The organism is Pseudarthrobacter sp. GA104 (genome assembly GCF_009741265.1).
Classification (GTDB): Bacteria; Actinomycetota; Actinomycetes; order Actinomycetales; family Micrococcaceae; genus Arthrobacter.
Window position 1 is genome coordinate 3,370,923 of sequence record NZ_WOWL01000001.1, and the last position, 16,680, is coordinate 3,387,602.

Genomic DNA, 16,680 nt, shown 5'->3' on the forward strand with positions numbered 1-16,680 from the left:
AGCATCTCACAATAAGGCTCGGCTAACACGTTGTGAACGGGAAGAAACCGCCGCCGCTAGGGTTGCGGGGTGGGGAAACTGCTCGCTGACATCACGCCGCTCCGGGAGAGCCCTGCGTTCCGCCGGCTCTGGGTGGGCTCGGCCGTATCCGCCGTCGGCAGCCAGCTCACCCTGGTGGCAGTGAGCCTTGAGGTTTACCGGATAACGGGGGAGAGCCTCTACGTCGGCCTGCTGGCGGTCTTCGCCCTGGTGCCGCTGGTGATCGGCGGGCTGCTGGGCGGATCCCTCGCCGACTCCCATGACAGGCGCCAGGTGGCGCTGCTGGCCTCCACCGTCATGTGGCTGGCCACCGGACTGATCGCGCTGCAGTCCTGGCTGCAGCTGGGCAACGTATGGGTCCTGTACCTCCTGGTGGCGCTGCAGAGCGGCGCGCAGGCCATCAACCAGCCGGCCCGCAGCGCCATCCTCCCCATGCTGATCCGAACCGAACTCCTGCCTGCGGCCAACGCACTGAGCATGATGTCCTTCGGCCTCTCCATGACGGCCGGTCCGCTGCTGGCCGGCGTGCTGGTGGCCTGGGTGGGGTTCGGCTGGACGTACACCCTTGATTTCGCAAGTTTCGCGTTCGTGCTGTGGGCGGTCTACCGGCTGCCGCCCCTGCCGCCGTCAGGGAGCCCGGGCAGGCCCGGACTCCGCTCCGTCGTCGAAGGCTTCCGCTTCCTCGGCACGCGGCCCAACCTCCGGATGACCTTCGTGATCGACCTGGTGGCCATGGTCCTTGCCCAGCCGCGGGCGCTGATGCCGGCCATCGGTGCCGTCATGATCGGCGGCGGCGAAGCGACCGTAGGCGTCCTGCTGGCGTCCAGCGCCGTCGGCGCTTTCCTGGCGGGCCTGTTTTCCGGACCCCTCGGCGGCGTCCGCTGGCAAGGGAGCGCCGTGGTCATCTCGGTAATGGGGTGGGGTGCGTCCATGGCGGCCTTCGGCCTGGTGGTGCTGCTCGCCGGGCGTGCACCGGACGGGGCGGTCACGCCCTGGCTTCTCCCGGCGGCAGTCTGCTGCGCGCTCGCGGGCATTGCCGATTCCATCAGCGGCGTCTTCCGCCACACCATCCTCCAGGCGGCCACACCGGACCACCTCCGCGGGCGGCTCCAGGGCGTCTTCATCGTGGTGGTGGCCGGCGGTCCCAGGATCGGCGACCTGCTGGCCGGCGGCGCCACCAGGCTCGCGGCCGAGGGCTGGGTCCTGCTGCTCGGCGGCGGGCTGTGCATCGCCGGGGCCTGGGCGGCGGCCAGCCTCCAGCCGGGCTTCCGCAGGTACGACGCGCGGAACCCTGCCCCCTAGACAGCCGTTTCCATAGTGAGTAAGGAGGAGACGTGCACAAACACTACAACGGGCTCAAGACCGCGGCGCTCTTCGGGGTGCTGTGGGCGGTGCTGCTGGGCCTCGGGGCGCTGATCGGCACCAGTACCCGCAGCTCCGCGCCGATCTGGATCATGGCCCTCGTGGGCGTGGCCACGACGGCATACGGCTACTGGAACAGCGACAAGATCGCCATCCGCGCCATGGCGGCCTACCCCGTCACGGAACCGCAGGCGCCGCAGCTGTACCAGATGGTCCGGGAACTGTCCGTCCGCGCCAACCAGCCCATGCCGCGCATCTACCTCTCGCCCACCATGAACCCGAACGCCTTCGCCACCGGCCGCAATCCCCGGAACGCCGCCGTGTGCGTGACCGAGGGAATGCTGCAGTTGCTGGACGCCCGGGAGCTCCGCGGAGTCCTGGGCCACGAGCTCATGCACGTCTACAACCGGGACATCCTCACCTCGTCCGTGGCCGCCGCCGTCGCAGGCGTGATCACGTCGGTGGGCCAGATGCTCCTGTTCTTCGGCGGCGGTGACCGGCGCAATTCCAATCCGCTGGCGATGCTGGCCATGGCGCTCCTCGCCCCCTTCGCGGCGTCGCTGATCCAGATGGCCATTTCCCGGACCCGGGAGTACGACGCCGACGAGGACGGTTCGCAGCTGACCGGCGATCCGCTGGCGCTCGCCTCAGCGCTGGCCAAGATCGAGCGGGGCGTCACCATCGCACCGCTGCCGCAGGACCAGCGGCTGGTGAATGCCTCGCACCTGATGATCGCCAACCCCTTCCGCGGCGGTGCGATGACCAAGCTGTTTGCCACGCATCCGCCCATGCGGGACCGGATTTCCCGGCTGGAGCGGATGGCAGGCCGGCCGCTGGGCTGACGTCCGGCGTCTCCGGGACGCGCAAAGAGGCCGGCGCAGCCCTATTCCGGGTGCGCCGGCCTCTTGCGTGTCGGCCGAAATTATGCGCGTCGAGAACGACGGCGGCGGACGGCTAGCTGCGGAAGTTCACGAACTGCAGGTCGGCTTCCTCGAAGTCCTTCAGCAGGGCCATGGTGGCCTGCAGGTCGTCGCGGGACTTGGACGTCACGCGGAGCTCGTCGCCCTGGATCTGGGACTTGACCGACTTGGGGGCTTCATCGCGGATGAGCTTGTTGATCTTCTTGGCGAGGTCCTGTGCGATGCCCTCCTTGATGGAGGCCTCCAGCCGGTACTCCTTGCCGGACGCATAGGGCTCGCCGGCGTCCAGCGACTTCAGCGAGATGCCGCGGCGGATCAGCTTGGACTGGAGCACGTCCAGCACTGCCAGGACCCGTTCCTCGGAGTTCGCCTTCATCAGGATCTTTTCGCCGCTGAAATCCACCTCGGCGCCGACGCCCTTGAAGTCGTAGCGCTGGGCCAGCTCCTTCTGCGCCTGGTTCAGCGCGTTGGCCACTTCCTGCTTGTCTACCTTGCTTACGACGTCGAACGTTGACTCGCCTGCCATGACTCTCCTTTTGCCGGTGGAAGCCCTGTGCGCGGACAGGGGGTGATCACTGCATTCCAGCCTAATACGGATGGCCGCGTTGAGGGGCTCAGGGATTCACAGTTCCCTCCCAGCGGACGCTCTGCAGGAACGAAGGAGGGCGGAGAACAGTTGAACGTGTTGGGAAGTTGTTCGAAGGGAACACCATGCACCGCAAGGCCGTCCGTTACGCCACCCGCACCACCTCGGCAGCAGCGGGGGCGGTGGCAGCAGCGGCGTCGTCGGTGGCCGCAGCAGCGGTGGCTGCGTCCATCATCCTCGCTCCGGTGGCCGATGCTTCATCCCGGATGGAGGGAGTCAGCGAGGACCTGCTGCGTGCAGTCCAGCTGAACCAGATCACTGAGGAGCAGGCCGTGAAGTTCGAGGCCCGGCTTGCCGGAAGGATTCTGGGAGAGGCCTGATTCCGTTCCTTTCCCCGTTGTTTCAAGGGATTTCCGGGCCTCCGCGGCCCGATTCGATTCTTCGGCGGAAGTTCTGTAAAGTTGTCTTGCCCGCGGTTACTGGAAGCGGAACGGCCCGGAAACGGACGTTCTGCAGACTGCATCGGCGGGTACTTCTTTTGAAGTTCGGCAGATTACCCGAGCGGCCAAAGGGGGCTGACTGTAAATCAGCTGGCAACGCCTACGGGGGTTCGAATCCCTCATCTGCCACCCTGTGGTGAGTCGAGACATCCTTCACGGATGAGTCGGGTCATCGGTAACACCCCGGTCTTAGGACCGGGGTGTTTTTCTTTGCCCGGATTCTCTGGGTTGGTAATCCCGCTCGGGGTCGATGGTGAGTTCGCGGATGATCTCTCCTGTGGTGGCGTCGCTGATGGTGACGTCGGCGTCGTGGATGAGCATGAGGACGTGTTTACGGGCGTGGGTCCGGCCGATGCCGATGTGGCGGAGCTGGCCTGCGTGGCGGAGCGTGAGTTTGCCGAATTGGTCGACGCGGTCGATGCGGCGGCGCCAGTGGTCTCCCTGTTTGGCTCCGGACGGGGCTGCTTTGGGTGTTGCGGCGTAGGCGGCGGCGGGTGTGCGGCGGTCCAGGGCCCGGTGTGGGCGTTCGTGGTTGTAGATGTGCCGGAACTTTTCCAGTTGTTCGTTGAGGTCTTCCAGGGTGTGGGCGCGGGGTTGGCCGGTCAGCCAGCGTTTGAGGGTTTGGTGGAAGCGTTCGATTTTGCCTTGGGTCTGCGGGTGGCTGGGGGAGCCGTTTTTCTGGGTGATGCCCAGGGCATGGAGTTGGTGTTCGAAGGCGTTCCGGCCGCCCCTGCCGCCGGCCAGGCGGGTGGTGTAGACCATGCCGTTATCGGTCAGGGTGGAGGCCGGGAGGCCGTGTTCCGCGGCGGTGGTGAGGAAGGTGGCCACGACTGTGGTGACGGTGACGGGTGCGAAGGCGGTGCAGGCGAGCAGGTAGCGGGAGTGGTCATCGAGGAAGTTCAGGATCTCGGTGTCGGTCCCGTCGGCGAGGGCCCAGTGGGTGAAGTCCGATTGCCAGGTTTCGTTGGGCTGGTCGGCCTCGAAGCGGTGCAGGGATGTTTTGGGGCGTTTCTTCGGTTCGGGGGTGATGAGCCCGGCGGTGTGCAGGATCCGGCGGATTGTCGAGGTCGAGGGCGGCCGGAGTCCTTCGCGTTCGAGGTGCCAGGCGATGGTCACGGGCCCGGCGTCCAGTCCGGCGGTGACCAGTTCACCGCGCAGGTCCAGGATCCGGCTGGTGGCGGCCTCGGTGGTTCGGCGCGGGTTGCTTAGCGGGCGTTTGGACCGGGGCTCGACCGCGTCGAGGCCGCCTTCTGCTGCACGCCTGAGCAGTTCGTGGACCCAGCGGCGGCTGACTCCATAGCGGCGGGCTGCGTCCGTGACGCTCAGGCCTTGGTCACGGACGGCGAGGACGATGACTTTCTGCTTCGACATGCATCATGCTCGGCCAACCCCAGTGTGAACGATGTCCCGACTCACCGATGAAGCGTCAAGTGGGAACGATGTCCCGACTCAGGTGTGAAGTATGTCGTGAAACTAGACACCTCATCTGCCACCCAAGCGAAGGCCCGTAGTTTCCTGGAAACTACGGGCCTTTGTCATGCCCGGCCGCTGCGGACCGTCGCCCTGGATCGGCTTCGAATCACGCCAGGTGGGCAGGCTGCCCGATCTTTTTCCAATCCTGTGACAAATCTGGGCGGATCTTGATGATGCCGCAGATAGTGTTCTCACATATTCGCAATTTTTATGGGGGGAAATTGTCGGTGGCCGGCATGTCTGACGATGTTGGGGGACCCTGGCTCGATATCGCCGAGGAGGTCCGCTGGTATCCCTCGCCGCATAATTCCCAGCCGATAAAGCTGAGGCCGATCAGCGAGACCGTGGCAGTCGTCTATTATGACCTTGACCTTGGGCTGCCTGCCGAATCTTTCGGAATCCCTTTCGGCCACGTGTGCGCGGGGGTCTTCCTGGAGTCACTGTCCGTGGTGGCCGCGCCCCTGGGCTACCGCACCGTGGAAAGCCTTGAGCTTTCCGAAATGGATTTCGCTGCCGAGGACCGGCTGCATCTTATTGGCACAGTCCGATTGGAACCTGCTGCAGCTGGCTCCCATTCCCAGCCCTTGGCCGAAAGTGCTTTGGCCGCATTCCGGGCCAGGCGGACGTCGCGCCGGCCGTACGACAAGCGGGTGGTCGATGAGGCGATTTTGACGGCAGCTTCTTCCATTGCCGCCCGCCAAGGATACGCATTTCATTCAACCGCTGACAGCCGCACTGTTTCATCGCTTGTGCGGATCAATCAAAAAACTCTCTTTTCCGACTTGCGCAATAATGCGGTCTACGCCGAGATCATGGAGTGGCTGCGGTTTTCGAAGGACGAGGCTGCAGCCCGGGCAGACGGTCTCAGCGCGGAGACCATGATCATTCCCGGCCGGGTGCTTCGATTCGCGATGAAGCACCGTAATCTTTGGTCCTTCCCAGCCATCGGCGGTTTCATAAAGGCCGTCTATCTACGCACAATGCGTGGCGTGCGGCAGCTTGGATGGTTGGAGGGCCCGTTCGCGGAGCCGGGCCATTTCCTGGAAGCCGGGCGCACGTTCATGCAGGTATGGCTCTTTTTTTCGGAAAAGGGCGTATCCCTCCACCCCTTTGGCACTGTGATCACCAACCCGTCTTCTCACGCAGAATTCGTCGAGGAGGCTGGAATCAACGAGACAGCGAACAGGATGGCGTGGATGCTGTTCAGGTTCGGTTACAGCGACACCCCGCCAAAGTCTCACCGCCGCCCGGCGGCCTCGATGCTGCTCACCGATGACATGTCCTTACAGGAGCCACACCTTGAATAAGAAGCTCATATTTGCGTTCGTCTTTCTTATGGACAGATTCGTCGGGGTCTTTACGCCAAGGGTTTCAACTCACCGGATACTGCTGATGCCGGGCATCGAACCTTTCCGTTGGACTGCCGGACGCTGGAGGGCCTGGCGGACCTTTGAGATGGCGGCTAAACGGGTCCCTGCTTATCGTGAGTTCCTCTCCGAGCACGGCGTCAGTGGAAGGCTTTCCCTTAAACGCAGGACGGTGGCGGAGGCCTTCGCCGCGCTGCCGGAGATGGACAAGGACAGCTACATCAAACGCTGGACCATTCCTGCCCGCAGCGTGGACGGCGTGCTTCCCCGCCACGGAGTGGTTGTCGATGAATCTTCCGGAAGCTCGGGTGTTCCAACCAGCTGGGTGCGTGGCCGCGACGAACGTCTTGCCACAAGGCAGCTGCTCCAAGTTGGCTTTTCGCGCACCGCCGAGACACTGAGGAAGCAGCCGTTCGTGCTCAACTGCTTCTCACTCGGAGCATGGGCAACAGGGATGAACGTCACGACTTCCCTGACAGACGTGACAATGATCAAATCAATCGGCCCGGACCGCGACAAGGTAATCGCCACGATGCTGGAGTTCGGCCCGGATTACACCTACATCATCCTTAGCTATCCGCCCTTCCTGAAAGCCCTGTTCGACGACGATCGGATCATCTGGGAGGACTACGATATCGTGGCGGCATTCGGCGGCGAGGGCATCAGCGAGAACATGCGGGCCCACATCACGAAGTACGCCCACAGTGCCTTCGGCTCGTACGGTGCGTCCGACCTTGAGATCAACATAGCCATCGAAACGGACTACACCGTGGAGCTTCGCCAGGCGATCGCGGCCAACCCGGAACTGTCGTCACGGCTCACCCGGCAGGACGAATACGGCGTGCTCCCGATGATCTTCCAGTTCAACCCGTACGACTACCTCATCGAAACGAACGGGGACGGAGAACTCGTCGTCACGATCGTGCGCAAGGAGAACGTCAACCCGCGGATCCGTTACAACATTCATGACCGCGGACACGTGCTGCGCGTGCGTGAACTCAACGCTGTGCTTCGGGAATTCGGGCTCGAACACGTCATCCGCCAGCAGTTCCTCGATCTGCCCGTGCTCTTCCATTACGGCAGGAGCGACCTGTCCGTAGACTTCAACGGAGCGGTTGTGGCACCGGATGCATTGCGCGACGTCCTTAGCAGTGACCAGAGCCTTCTGTCAGCAGTGGAAAACCATCGGCTTGTCAGTTTTGAGGACGCCTCGGGAAACCGGCAGCTTCATATCGCGCTTCAGCTCACCTCGAAAGCCACCACCGAGGGCACCTTCGAGGCAGCTTCCTACCGGACATACATCCTTGAACGACTAAGAAGCATGAACGGTGACTTCAACAACGCAATCCTTACATCACCTGAGGCAAGCCTCCCGACGATTGCTTTTTATCCGCTGCGCACCGGCCCCTTCACGTCGGACGGTTCAAAGCTAAAGAATGAGTACGTCTGGCAACTTGGCCCTACGGCTCCCCAGGACTGGGAGCTGGACCTCACGTTCCGGGCCCAAAAGAGCCGGGCATCGGCTGACTGACGTGGGCCGTCCAGGGGCCGAAGCTGCCCCGGAACGGTGCCAAACCGCCGTCGACATCGGCACGGCCCGGGCGTAGTCTGGCAGCATCGGCGCATGTGCCCGATGCCCTGCGTCGATACCAATCGATGAAGGAGGACCAATGAGTGCCGTACGTGAATTCATGACTACGGACGCACAGTGTATTAAGGAAAACCAGTCCCTGGCAGATGCCGCCCGGATGATGAAGGACCTGGACTGCGGATCGTTGCCCATCTGCGGCGACGACGGCAAGCTGCACGGCATGATCACCGACCGTGACATCGTGATCAGGTGCGTGGCCGCCGGACGTGATCCGCGCGAAATGATGGCCAGCGAACTCGCCTCAGGCAAGCCGTACTGGATCGATGCCGACGCGAACGTTGACGCCGCCATTGAAATGATGGAAACACACCAGGTCCGCCGGCTCCCCGTGATCGCCGACCACAAGCTGGTTGGCATCATCAGCCAGGGGGACATCGCCCGCAACTACTCGGAACAGCGCGTGGGCGAACTGGTGGAGCATATCTCGGAGCGCAAGCGGATGAACGCATAGCCGGGGTCTTCCTGGCGCAGTTCATGCCCTTGTCCGCGGCTCCCTGCCTTGAAGGCCAGGGACCGCGGACAAGCTATGCCAGGGCAACCTTGGCAGTCAGTTCAGCGCGATCAGGAGCATCTGACTGGTGCCGGGGATGCAGGTCTGCAGGATGGCCCGGGGGAAGCCGCCGAAGACCGCAATTACGTCGTTGGTGGTTCCCGGGTTGGGCACCTGTCCCCGTGCCGAAACCGTGTACGTTCCATAGCCCGGGATGCTCACCGTCTCGCCCACCCCAATGCCGGAGAAACGTGCCCAGCCGCCGCAGAAATCGTGCTCCGTGATGAAGAGCGAATAGCCGTCATTGGGGGTGTAGTGGATGGGACCGATGCAGGCGTCCACCATGGCCTGGCCGCCGGCGCCCGCCACATAAATGGTGCGGACGGCGGGTGCGGCAAAGACAGGTGCCGGAGCGGCGGCTGCGGGTGCCGGGGCGGGAACGGACGCTGCAACGGGGGCGGAAGCGGGGGCCGCCGGCGCCGCAACAGGCGGGCCGGTCAGGACCAGCGTCTGGCCCGGGTAAATGATGCTGAACGGGCCGAGGCCGTTGGCGGCGAGCATCGCGTTCATGTCCACGCCGTGACTGGCCGCGATGGCCCCGACAGTATCTCCGGGCACCACGGTGTAGACGTTCGGATCACCCGCAGGCGCGGGTTCAGGGGCGGGCGCGGGAGCAGGGGCAGGTGCCGGTTCAGCCGGTGGCGCCGTTTCGGGAGCCGCGGGCGCCGGAGCTTCCGCTTCCGGGACTGGCGCTTCTGCCGCCGAAACAGCTTCCGCTGCGGCGGCCGGCACTTCAGGTGCCGCGGCTCCGGCAACCTGGCCGATCGCCGTCGTGCTTTGGGTCAGCGACGCGGGAGGCGCCGCCAGGGCACCGACGCCGACGGCGGCCACCACAGCGGCAGTGGCCATGCCGGCCCACAGCTTGTTGCTGATGGCCGGCCGCACGCCGGTGAGGTCGGTGCGGGGTTCATCGGTGGCAAAGCTCCTGCTGGGGCCTTCGGGAGTGGAGAGGTATGGCTGGTTCATGGGTAGCCCATCCGGGTTCGGTCCAGGCAGGCTGGCGCTGTGCGCTTCAGCAGGCAGGACGGATTTAGGAAATATGCGCCCGGCCGCCCCCAGCTGTTGCCGGGCTGCACAAAAAGGCGCGTGATGGAGCGTCCGCATACCCAGAAAATACGGAGGCCCCGTGAGGAGGCAGGACCCCCGGGAAGCCAGCCCGGGGGACCCGCCCGCACGTGTCAGGTCCTAGGAATCCCGAGTCTAGGAAGGGAGCACGGCGGGCGGCACCAGTAGGAAATACCCGAATATTTGCGCGGGATACCCGATAACGCGGCACCGACTACTCAACCGCCGGCAACCCGATACTTGCCCGCAGCCGGGCGGACTACGGCGTGCGCCGCTCCTGCAGCTCGGCGATCTCGGCCCGGAGCGCGGCAATTTCCGCCACGAGCCCCGCCATTTCGGCACGGACCGGCTCCTCCGCCTCGGACACAGCCTCGGCGGTATCCTCCACCCGCTGGACCAGCCACGACGCAATGGACGCTGTCACCACACCCAGGACGGCAATGCCGCTCATCATCAACGCAGCCGCCACCATGCGGCCGATCGGCGTCACCGGGTACATGTCGCCGTAACCCACGGTGGTGATGGTGGTCATGGCCCACCAAAGGGCATCGCCGAAGGTAATGATCTTCGCGTCCGGCGCGGACTGCTCCGCATCCAGGACTGCGAGGGCTCCAACGAACACCAGCATCGTGGCCGAGCCCACCACGTAGGTGACCACGCGTCCCCTGAGCGTGTCGCCCAGCGTCCGGTGCAGCACGGACAGCAGCGTCACCAGGCGGAGGAGGCGCAGCGGCCGGAAGAACGGCAGGGCCACAATCACCAGTTCATGCAGGTTCCGGATGAACCAGGTGCTGCGGTCGCCCGCGAGCCACAGGTTTGCCAGGTAGTCCACCACGAAGATGCCCCATGTCGCCCACATGACTGCCTCGAGCCAGATGGCCGCACTGCCCTCCAGCCTGCCAATCACCTGCCATGCGTACGCTCCCAGGAAGACGAGCGCAGTCACCGTCAGCGGCCAGTCCGCCAGGTCCCGGTAGCGTTGTTGGGTCATGCAGGAAATCCTACTAACAGCTCCACCGCCGGCTGCAGCCATGCATGTTACTGGCGGGTAGCATAAGGGGATGCACCTGCTCCTGAGAACCCTCCTGATGCTCTTCCGATCCTCGCGCCGCCCGCCGGTGACGGTCTGGGACAGTGCCTCACTCCCGCTGCGGGTGCTGCCCACGGACATCGATATCGCCCTGCATGTCAACAACGGCATGTACCTGTCCCTCATGGACCTGGGCCGGTTCGACCTCATGGTGCGCAGCGGAGTCTGGAAGCGGATGCGCCGGCGCGGATGGGGCCCCGTGGTGGCCGCGGAGACCATCGCCTTCCGGAAGTCCCTCCAGCTGTGGCAGCACTACACCATCGAGACCCGGATCATCGGGCTGGATGCCAAGGCGATCTTCTTCGAGCAGCGCATGGTGGCCGACGGCGAGGTCTATGCCCGCGCGTACATCGCCACCCGGCTGGTGGCCAAGGGCCGGCCGGTCAGCCAGGAGGAGATCCTGCGCGAGTTCGGCGAGCCGCCAGCGGACCTGGTCCTCCCCGACTGGATCCACGAGTGGCGGGCGTCCAGTGCGCTGCCTGGCAGCAGGACGCCGGCGCCGCATGACTGGGAAGCGTAGCGCCTAAGCGCCCACGTCCCGCCGTTCCAGTGCGACGGCGGCCACCGCAACGAGTGCCGCCGAAATGCCCCACAGCCACGCTGCCGCCGCCCAGTCCGCCCCGTTGGCCACCGGCGAATTGCCGTACGCCCAGTGGTAGGGGCTCAGCTCCAGCAGCCACTCCACCTCCTTGCTCTGGCGCCCCACGGCGTTGAACACGTAACCGAGCACGGCCACGGTGGCGCCCGCGGCCAGTCCATAGGTCCGCCGGCCCGTGACAGTGCCGACGCACAGGGCAGCCGTTCCGCTGAGGAGCGCCAGCCCGGCAAACAGGACGGTGGCACCCAGCAGATTGTCCAGCTTGATATCCAGCTGCGCGGGCCCGTTCAGCAGCCAGACGAGCGCACAGACCAGGGCAGCAAGCAGGACCACGCGCAGGAACAGTGCCAGCGCCCGCTCCAGTACCACCTGGCCGCGGGTCACACCGTGGGCCAGGGTCAGTTCCAGCTGACCCGATTCCTCGTCCCCGCCCACGGCCGCGGCGCCCCAGGCGACAGAGGCTATGGTCATCAGCATGAAGCCAAGGAGTCCGTACAGGGTGGCCTGTGCGTAGCCGGGTCCAGTGGCGATCTGGTCATAGTTCAGCGCCTTTGTCATCTCCGGGGGGAGAGCGTTGACCATGTCCTGCATTTCCGCGCTGCCGCCGAGGGACGGGTACAGCGGGAGGTAGAGGAAACAGGCTGCGGCCAGTCCGGCCGCCCAGCCCAGGGTGGAGCGCCACGTGTCGAGGAAGGCGCGGCGGAACAAGGGAAGTGTTGTCACCGCGCGTCCTCCGGCTGGCCTGAGTACATCTTGAGCACGGCTTCCTCCAGGTCAGGCTCATCGAGCACCAGGTCCGTCAGCTCAAGGGAACCCAGCATCCTGACCAGCGGCTGGATGGCGCCCTCCAGTACAGCGGACAGCGTCACGCTGCCGTCCGCCTCAAGCACCTCCACCTGTCCGATGCCGGGCACCCCCGACAGCAGCGCCACGGCGTCGGACGCCGGGATGCCGTGCGTGGTGAAGCGGACGTGGCGCACGGCCCCTTCGCGCAGCCCTTCGACCGACTCGACGGTGATGATCCGGCCATCGCGGAGGATGGCCACCGTGTCCGCCGTCTGCTGCACCTCGCTCAGGACGTGGGAGCTGAGGAAGATGGTCTGTCCGCGGTGTTTCGCCTCCCGCACCATCGCGTGGAACTCCTGCTGGACCAGCGGATCCAGGCCGCTCGTGGGTTCATCGAGGACCAGCAGTTCCGGCTGGTGCATAAACGCCTGGACCAGCCCGAGCTTCTGTTTGTTGCCCTTCGACAGCTGGCGCGTGTGGCGGTCGAGGTCCAGCCCCAGCCGCTCGGCGAGCCAGTCAATGCGCCCCGGCGGAACGGGCCCGCTGATGGCCTGGTAGTGCGCCAGCAGCTTGCGGCCCGTCACCCGGCCTTCGAGGAACAACTCTCCGGGCAGGTAGCCGATGCGGCGGCGAAGCCCGGGTCCGCCCAGCCGCGGATCAATGCCGAGGACGCGGATCTCGCCCCCGCTGGGCCGGATGATGTCCAGCAGGCAGCGCATGGTGGTGGTCTTGCCGGCGCCGTTGGGTCCGATCACGCCGAACACCGTTCCGGTCTCCACCTCGAAATCAATGCCGTGCAGCACTTCCCTGCGGCCGAACCTCTTGGTCAGGGACCGGGCGGAAACAGCGGTGGCCATGAGCCCTCCTGGACGCGAACACAGCGGCTGGTGACCCCCAGACTAGGCTCCGCGGGCGGCCGTGTACATGGAGGGCGCCCGGTTATTCCCGATCACGCGCGGAGCGAACAAGGGCTCCCTGAACAGGACAGGTCCGGGCATCACGCGTACCGTTGACACATGGCTACCCTTGACATCACAGGTGAACAGTTCGCATCCACCATCGAAGGCAACGATATTGTCCTGGTGGATTTCTGGGCGGAATGGTGCGGCCCCTGCAAGCAGTTTGGGCCCACGTACTCAGCGGTCTCAGAGAAGCACCCGGATGTCCTCTTCACCAAGGTGGACACGGAGGCGGAGCAGCAGCTGGCCGCCGAGGCAGGCATCTCGTCCATCCCCACGCTGATGGCCTTCCGCGAAAAGGTGCTGGTGTTCTCGCAGCCCGGTGCGCTGAACGCCCAGCAGCTCGAACAGGTGGTGGATGCCGTGAAGGCGCTGGACATGGAGGAAGTCCATGCCCATGTGGCACGCCAGCGGGAAGAAGCCGCTGCAACGGCCGGCAGGCAGGCCGGCCCCCAGGACGGAACCCAGATCCCGGACGCCTGATCCCCCTTAACTTCGAATGCGGGACCTCCCACTGGGAGGTCCCGCATTCGTTTTAAAGCAGCTGATTCGGACAGGCTAGATCCGTTCCACCTTGACCGGTTCCGCCAGCAGCGCGCTCAGCGATTCGTTGAGGTCCTGCACCGCGATGCCCTTGGAATGCTTGGCCAGATCCTCCTCCGACGCCCACTGCTCGGTCAGGACCAGCTTCTCTTCGGTGGCTTCGGTCAGCTCGTAACGGATGCAGCCCGGTTCGTTCACCACCTCATCGATGGCTATTTCGAGCGCCAGTTTTACACGGTGGAACTCGCCGTCGTTGGGGATGAACGTTGCCTGCAGGTCAATGGGTGAACTCATGGATTTCACAATACCGGCAGCAGGGGAGGGCTTTGCCTCTGTTGCGCCGGACACCCGGGTGTTGTGGTTCCGCGGTGCTTTTATTGCCGGGGGCCACTTGGTAGCGTGCCACCATGCGCGCTTACACAGCCGGGGACACTGACGTCCCGCTGCTCGAAGAGACCATCGGCACGAACTTTGAGCGGGTGGTGGAGCGGTTCCCCTTCCACGACGCGCTGATTGAGGCAGCGCCTGTTCCCGGGGCGGATGCGCGCCGCTGGAGCTACACAAAAATGAATGACGATGTCGACAGGCTGGCGCGTGCGCTCCTCGCCATGGGCGTCGCCAAAGGGGACCGGGTGGGGATCTGGAGCCCGAACTGCGCCGAGTGGACGCTGCTGCAGTACGCCACGGCCAAGGCCGGCGCCATCCTGGTGAACGTCAACCCGGCCTACCGCAGCCACGAGCTGGAATTCGTGGTGAAGCAGAACGGCATGCGGATGCTGGTCACGGCGCCGTCGGACCGGAACAGCGACTACGTGGGGATGGCCCGCCGGGCGCTCGCAGGGTGCCCCGACCTGCGCCAGCTGGTCTTCCTTCCCTCGCCTGGCGGGGAAGGGCTCGACGCCGGCGTCCCCCTCAGTGACGCGGAACTGACCTACGCAGAGCTGCTTCGGCGGGCGGACGACGTCGGACATTCCGGCCTGAAGGCCCGCATGGCTGAACTCGGACCGCACGATCCCATCAACCTGCAGTACACGTCCGGGACCACGGGATTCCCCAAAGGAGCCACCCTGACGCACCACAACATCCTGAACAACGGGTTTTCCATTGGCGAGCTGCTCGGCTACACGGAACACGACAGGGTAGTGATACCCGTGCCCTTCTACCATTGCTTCGGCATGGTGATCGGCAACCTGAACGCGCTGAGCCACGGTGCGGCCACCATCATCCCCGGCCGCGGTTTCAGCGCGGCTGCCGCCCTGGAAGCTGTCCAGGATTTCGGCGGCACGTCGCTGTACGGCGTGCCCACCATGTTCATCGCCGAACTCGCGCTGCCCGACTTTGCGTCCTACGACCTCTCAACCTTGCGCACCGGCGTTATGGCCGGCTCCCTGTGCCCCATCGAGGTGATGAACCGGGTGATCTCGGAGATGAACATGCATGATGTTGCCATCTGCTACGGGATGACGGAGACATCCCCGGTGTCCACCATGACCCGGCAGGGCGATACCCTGCAGCACCGCACCGAAACCGTGGGACGGACCATGCCGCAGCTGGAGAGCAAGATCGTGGACCCGGGCTCCGGAGATGTCCTGGAGCGCGGGCAAATCGGCGAGTTGTGCACCCGGGGCTACGCGGTGATGGAAGGGTACTGGAACCAGCCGGACAAGACGGCCGAGGCCATCGACGCCGAGGGATGGATGCACACCGGCGACCTCGCCCGCATGGACGGGGACGGCTACGTGGTGATCGAGGGCCGGATCAAGGACATGGTGATCAGGGGCGGAGAGAACATCTATCCCCGGGAAATCGAAGAGTTCCTCTACACCCACCCGTCCATCCGGGACGTGCAGGTCATCGGTGTCCCGGATGCGCAGTACGGCGAGGAACTGATGGCCTGCATCATCCTGGAACCGGGGGCGGAACCACTGGATGCTTCTGCCCTCGCCGACTTCTGCCGCGGCCGTTTGGCCCACTACAAGATCCCGCGCTACGTGGACATCCGGGCCAGCTTCCCCATGACGGTCTCCGGGAAAGTCCGCAAAGTGGAGATGCGCGAGGAAGCAGTGGCCCGGCTGGGTCTGTGATTCGTCCTCCGCTGCAACCTACAGCAACGCGGGGTCACTTTCCGCCCGATAATCCGGGTTTCTCTGGCAGGGAGTGACCCCGCGTTGCCCAGGGAAGGGCGCCCTGTGGATAACGTGAGACGCTGTTCTGCCCGAACGCGCACACTGGGTGGCATGGTTACTGCGAAGCCACTCCCCGAGGAGCTCTCAAAACTGCCATTCACGGTCTATCAGGCGCGGGCCCTTGGTGTTGCGCCGAACCGCTTGCGGGCCAAGGACCTGATGGGCGCAGGACGCCTAATCCGGGTGCACGCCGGCCGCGAGCCTTCCATGGTCGAGCGGGCACGCGTTCTCTGTGCTGCTACGCCGGACGCTTGGGTGTCGCATGAGACTGCCGGTATCTTCTTCGATTTGGGTCTCCCTCCATGGCTTGGCCAGGAGCCGCTCATCCACCTCAGCAAGCCTCACGGATTACCAAGGGTCCGTCGGGCCGGGGTCATCGGTCACCGCGTGCATGTAATTCCCGGTGAAGTCATTGAGATTGACGGGATCAGGGTCAGCGGTCCCGCTCGAACGTGGCTTGACCTGGCCCATAAGCTTCCCTTGCGGTATCTCGTGGCCATGGGTGACCAACTGATCCGCACTCCCCGGCCGGAGTTGGAGTTCCGCAGCCTGCCGTTTGCCTACAAGGAAGGTCTGCGCCTTTTGATACGGCAGCATCCCAACATGAAAGGTGTCGAAAAAGCGCGACTGGCGTTGGATGAGATGCGGGTAGGGTCGGATTCCCTCCCGGAAACGTTCCTGCGGCTGGCGCTCTTGGACGCGCGCCTCCCGGAACCCGAATTGCAGCTCCGTCTCGACCCCGGCGACCCAAGGTCGCCTGCAGCCGACCTTGGGTATCGAAAGCACCGGATCGCGGTGCAGTACGACGGCGCCCATCACCGGTCGAGGGAACAACAGTCGCGCGACAACCGTCGGGACGAATTCTTCATCAACGCGGGTTGGTCCTATTTCAAGCCGAACGCAGATGACCTCGCTAACGGTTTCCAGGACCTCATAGCCAGAATCAAACGGGCCTATTCCCGCCATAACGCGGGGTCACTTTTGGGCCGATGACTGGGGTTTATC

17 protein-coding genes and 1 tRNA gene are annotated in these 16,680 nt (G+C 64.8%); 11 read left to right on the plus strand and 7 right to left on the minus strand.

From position 1 onward, the window contains the following. Positions 1-69 precede the first annotated feature (69 nt). On the plus strand, positions 70-1,341 hold the full coding sequence (locus tag GK109_RS15340; RefSeq protein WP_370460625.1) for an MFS transporter: 1,272 nt from the start codon (positions 70-72) through the stop codon (positions 1,339-1,341). A gap of 32 nt (positions 1,342-1,373) precedes the next feature. Continuing rightward, positions 1,374-2,243 carry a zinc metalloprotease HtpX gene (htpX, locus tag GK109_RS15345; protein WP_321214133.1) on the plus strand — a complete coding sequence of 290 codons (870 nt, stop codon included), beginning with the start codon at positions 1,374-1,376 and terminating at the stop codon, positions 2,241-2,243. Positions 2,244-2,355: 112 nt separating this feature from the next. On the opposite strand, the gene GK109_RS15350 is transcribed toward htpX, so the two are convergent. Next, positions 2,356-2,847 carry a YajQ family cyclic di-GMP-binding protein gene (locus tag GK109_RS15350; protein WP_104998705.1) on the minus strand — a complete coding sequence of 164 codons (492 nt, stop codon included), beginning with the start codon at positions 2,845-2,847 and terminating at the stop codon, positions 2,356-2,358. Positions 2,848-3,032: 185 nt separating this feature from the next. On the opposite strand from GK109_RS15350, the gene GK109_RS15355 reads away from it, so the two are divergent. Together GK109_RS15355 and GK109_RS15360 are read left to right on the plus strand one after the other, a co-directional pair. Beyond that, entirely contained in the window at positions 3,033-3,287 is a 255-nt protein-coding gene (locus GK109_RS15355; RefSeq protein WP_157241554.1) for a hypothetical protein, read from the plus strand. 167 nt (positions 3,288-3,454) lie between these two features. Next, positions 3,455-3,536, plus strand: a tRNA-Tyr gene (locus GK109_RS15360). 60 nt (positions 3,537-3,596) lie between these two features. On the opposite strand, the gene GK109_RS15365 is transcribed toward GK109_RS15360, so the two are convergent. Beyond that, the gene (locus GK109_RS15365) at positions 3,597-4,778 is read right to left on the minus strand and encodes an IS481 family transposase (RefSeq protein WP_157239323.1); all 1,182 of its coding nucleotides are present in this window, start codon (positions 4,776-4,778) and stop codon (positions 3,597-3,599) included. 272 nt (positions 4,779-5,050) lie between these two features. Here GK109_RS15365 and GK109_RS15370 point away from each other — a divergent pair, with 272 nt between their 5' ends. The 3 genes from GK109_RS15370 (at position 5,051) to GK109_RS15380 (ending at position 8,349) form a co-directional block, all read left to right on the plus strand. Next, positions 5,051-6,187: a hypothetical protein gene (locus tag GK109_RS15370; protein WP_231754880.1), complete on the plus strand. Its 1,137-nt coding sequence runs from the start codon at positions 5,051-5,053 to the stop codon at positions 6,185-6,187. Between the two features lie 148 nt (positions 6,188-6,335). Next, positions 6,336-7,778, plus strand: a complete 1,443-nt coding sequence (locus tag GK109_RS15375) for a phenylacetate--CoA ligase family protein (RefSeq protein WP_231754881.1) — start codon at positions 6,336-6,338, stop codon at positions 7,776-7,778. A 139-nt stretch (positions 7,779-7,917) separates the two neighbouring features. After that, positions 7,918-8,349 (plus strand): CBS domain-containing protein, encoded by a 432-nt coding sequence (locus tag GK109_RS15380; protein WP_157241555.1) that lies wholly within the window; start codon positions 7,918-7,920, stop codon positions 8,347-8,349. 96 nt (positions 8,350-8,445) lie between these two features. Here the strand turns inward: GK109_RS15380 and GK109_RS15385 are convergent, their stop codons facing one another. Continuing rightward, entirely contained in the window at positions 8,446-9,414 is a 969-nt protein-coding gene (locus tag GK109_RS15385) for a LysM domain-containing protein (RefSeq protein ID WP_157241556.1), read from the minus strand. A gap of 358 nt (positions 9,415-9,772) precedes the next feature. After that, entirely contained in the window at positions 9,773-10,504 is a 732-nt protein-coding gene (locus GK109_RS15390) for a potassium channel family protein (RefSeq protein ID WP_157241557.1), read from the minus strand. A 70-nt stretch (positions 10,505-10,574) separates the two neighbouring features. Between GK109_RS15390 and GK109_RS15395 the strand changes: the two genes are divergently transcribed. Continuing rightward, on the plus strand, positions 10,575-11,123 hold the full coding sequence (locus GK109_RS15395; protein ID WP_157241558.1) for a thioesterase family protein: 549 nt from the start codon (positions 10,575-10,577) through the stop codon (positions 11,121-11,123). 3 nt (positions 11,124-11,126) lie between these two features. On the opposite strand, the gene GK109_RS15400 is transcribed toward GK109_RS15395, so the two are convergent. Both GK109_RS15400 and GK109_RS15405 read right to left on the minus strand, forming a co-directional pair. Further along, positions 11,127-11,924 (minus strand): ABC transporter permease subunit, encoded by a 798-nt coding sequence (locus tag GK109_RS15400; RefSeq protein WP_321214128.1) that lies wholly within the window; start codon positions 11,922-11,924, stop codon positions 11,127-11,129. Then, positions 11,921-12,844 carry an ABC transporter ATP-binding protein gene (locus GK109_RS15405; protein WP_157241559.1) on the minus strand — a complete coding sequence of 308 codons (924 nt, stop codon included), beginning with the start codon at positions 12,842-12,844 and terminating at the stop codon, positions 11,921-11,923. Before GK109_RS15405 ends, GK109_RS15400 begins: the two co-directional genes overlap by 4 nt. A gap of 159 nt (positions 12,845-13,003) precedes the next feature. Here GK109_RS15405 and GK109_RS15410 point away from each other — a divergent pair, with 159 nt between their 5' ends. Then, positions 13,004-13,429 (plus strand): co-chaperone YbbN, encoded by a 426-nt coding sequence (locus GK109_RS15410; protein ID WP_157241560.1) that lies wholly within the window; start codon positions 13,004-13,006, stop codon positions 13,427-13,429. Positions 13,430-13,504: 75 nt separating this feature from the next. Here GK109_RS15410 and GK109_RS15415 read toward each other — a convergent pair whose 3' ends face one another. Next, positions 13,505-13,783 (minus strand): putative quinol monooxygenase, encoded by a 279-nt coding sequence (locus GK109_RS15415; RefSeq protein WP_104999812.1) that lies wholly within the window; start codon positions 13,781-13,783, stop codon positions 13,505-13,507. A gap of 113 nt (positions 13,784-13,896) precedes the next feature. Here GK109_RS15415 and GK109_RS15420 point away from each other — a divergent pair, with 113 nt between their 5' ends. Together GK109_RS15420 and GK109_RS15425 are read left to right on the plus strand one after the other, a co-directional pair. Beyond that, complete coding sequence (locus GK109_RS15420; RefSeq protein ID WP_157241561.1) at positions 13,897-15,573, plus strand: AMP-binding protein; 1,677 nt, start codon at positions 13,897-13,899, stop codon at positions 15,571-15,573. Between the two features lie 153 nt (positions 15,574-15,726). Then, positions 15,727-16,668 carry a hypothetical protein gene (locus GK109_RS15425; RefSeq protein ID WP_157241562.1) on the plus strand — a complete coding sequence of 314 codons (942 nt, stop codon included), beginning with the start codon at positions 15,727-15,729 and terminating at the stop codon, positions 16,666-16,668. Positions 16,669-16,680 lie beyond the last annotated feature (12 nt).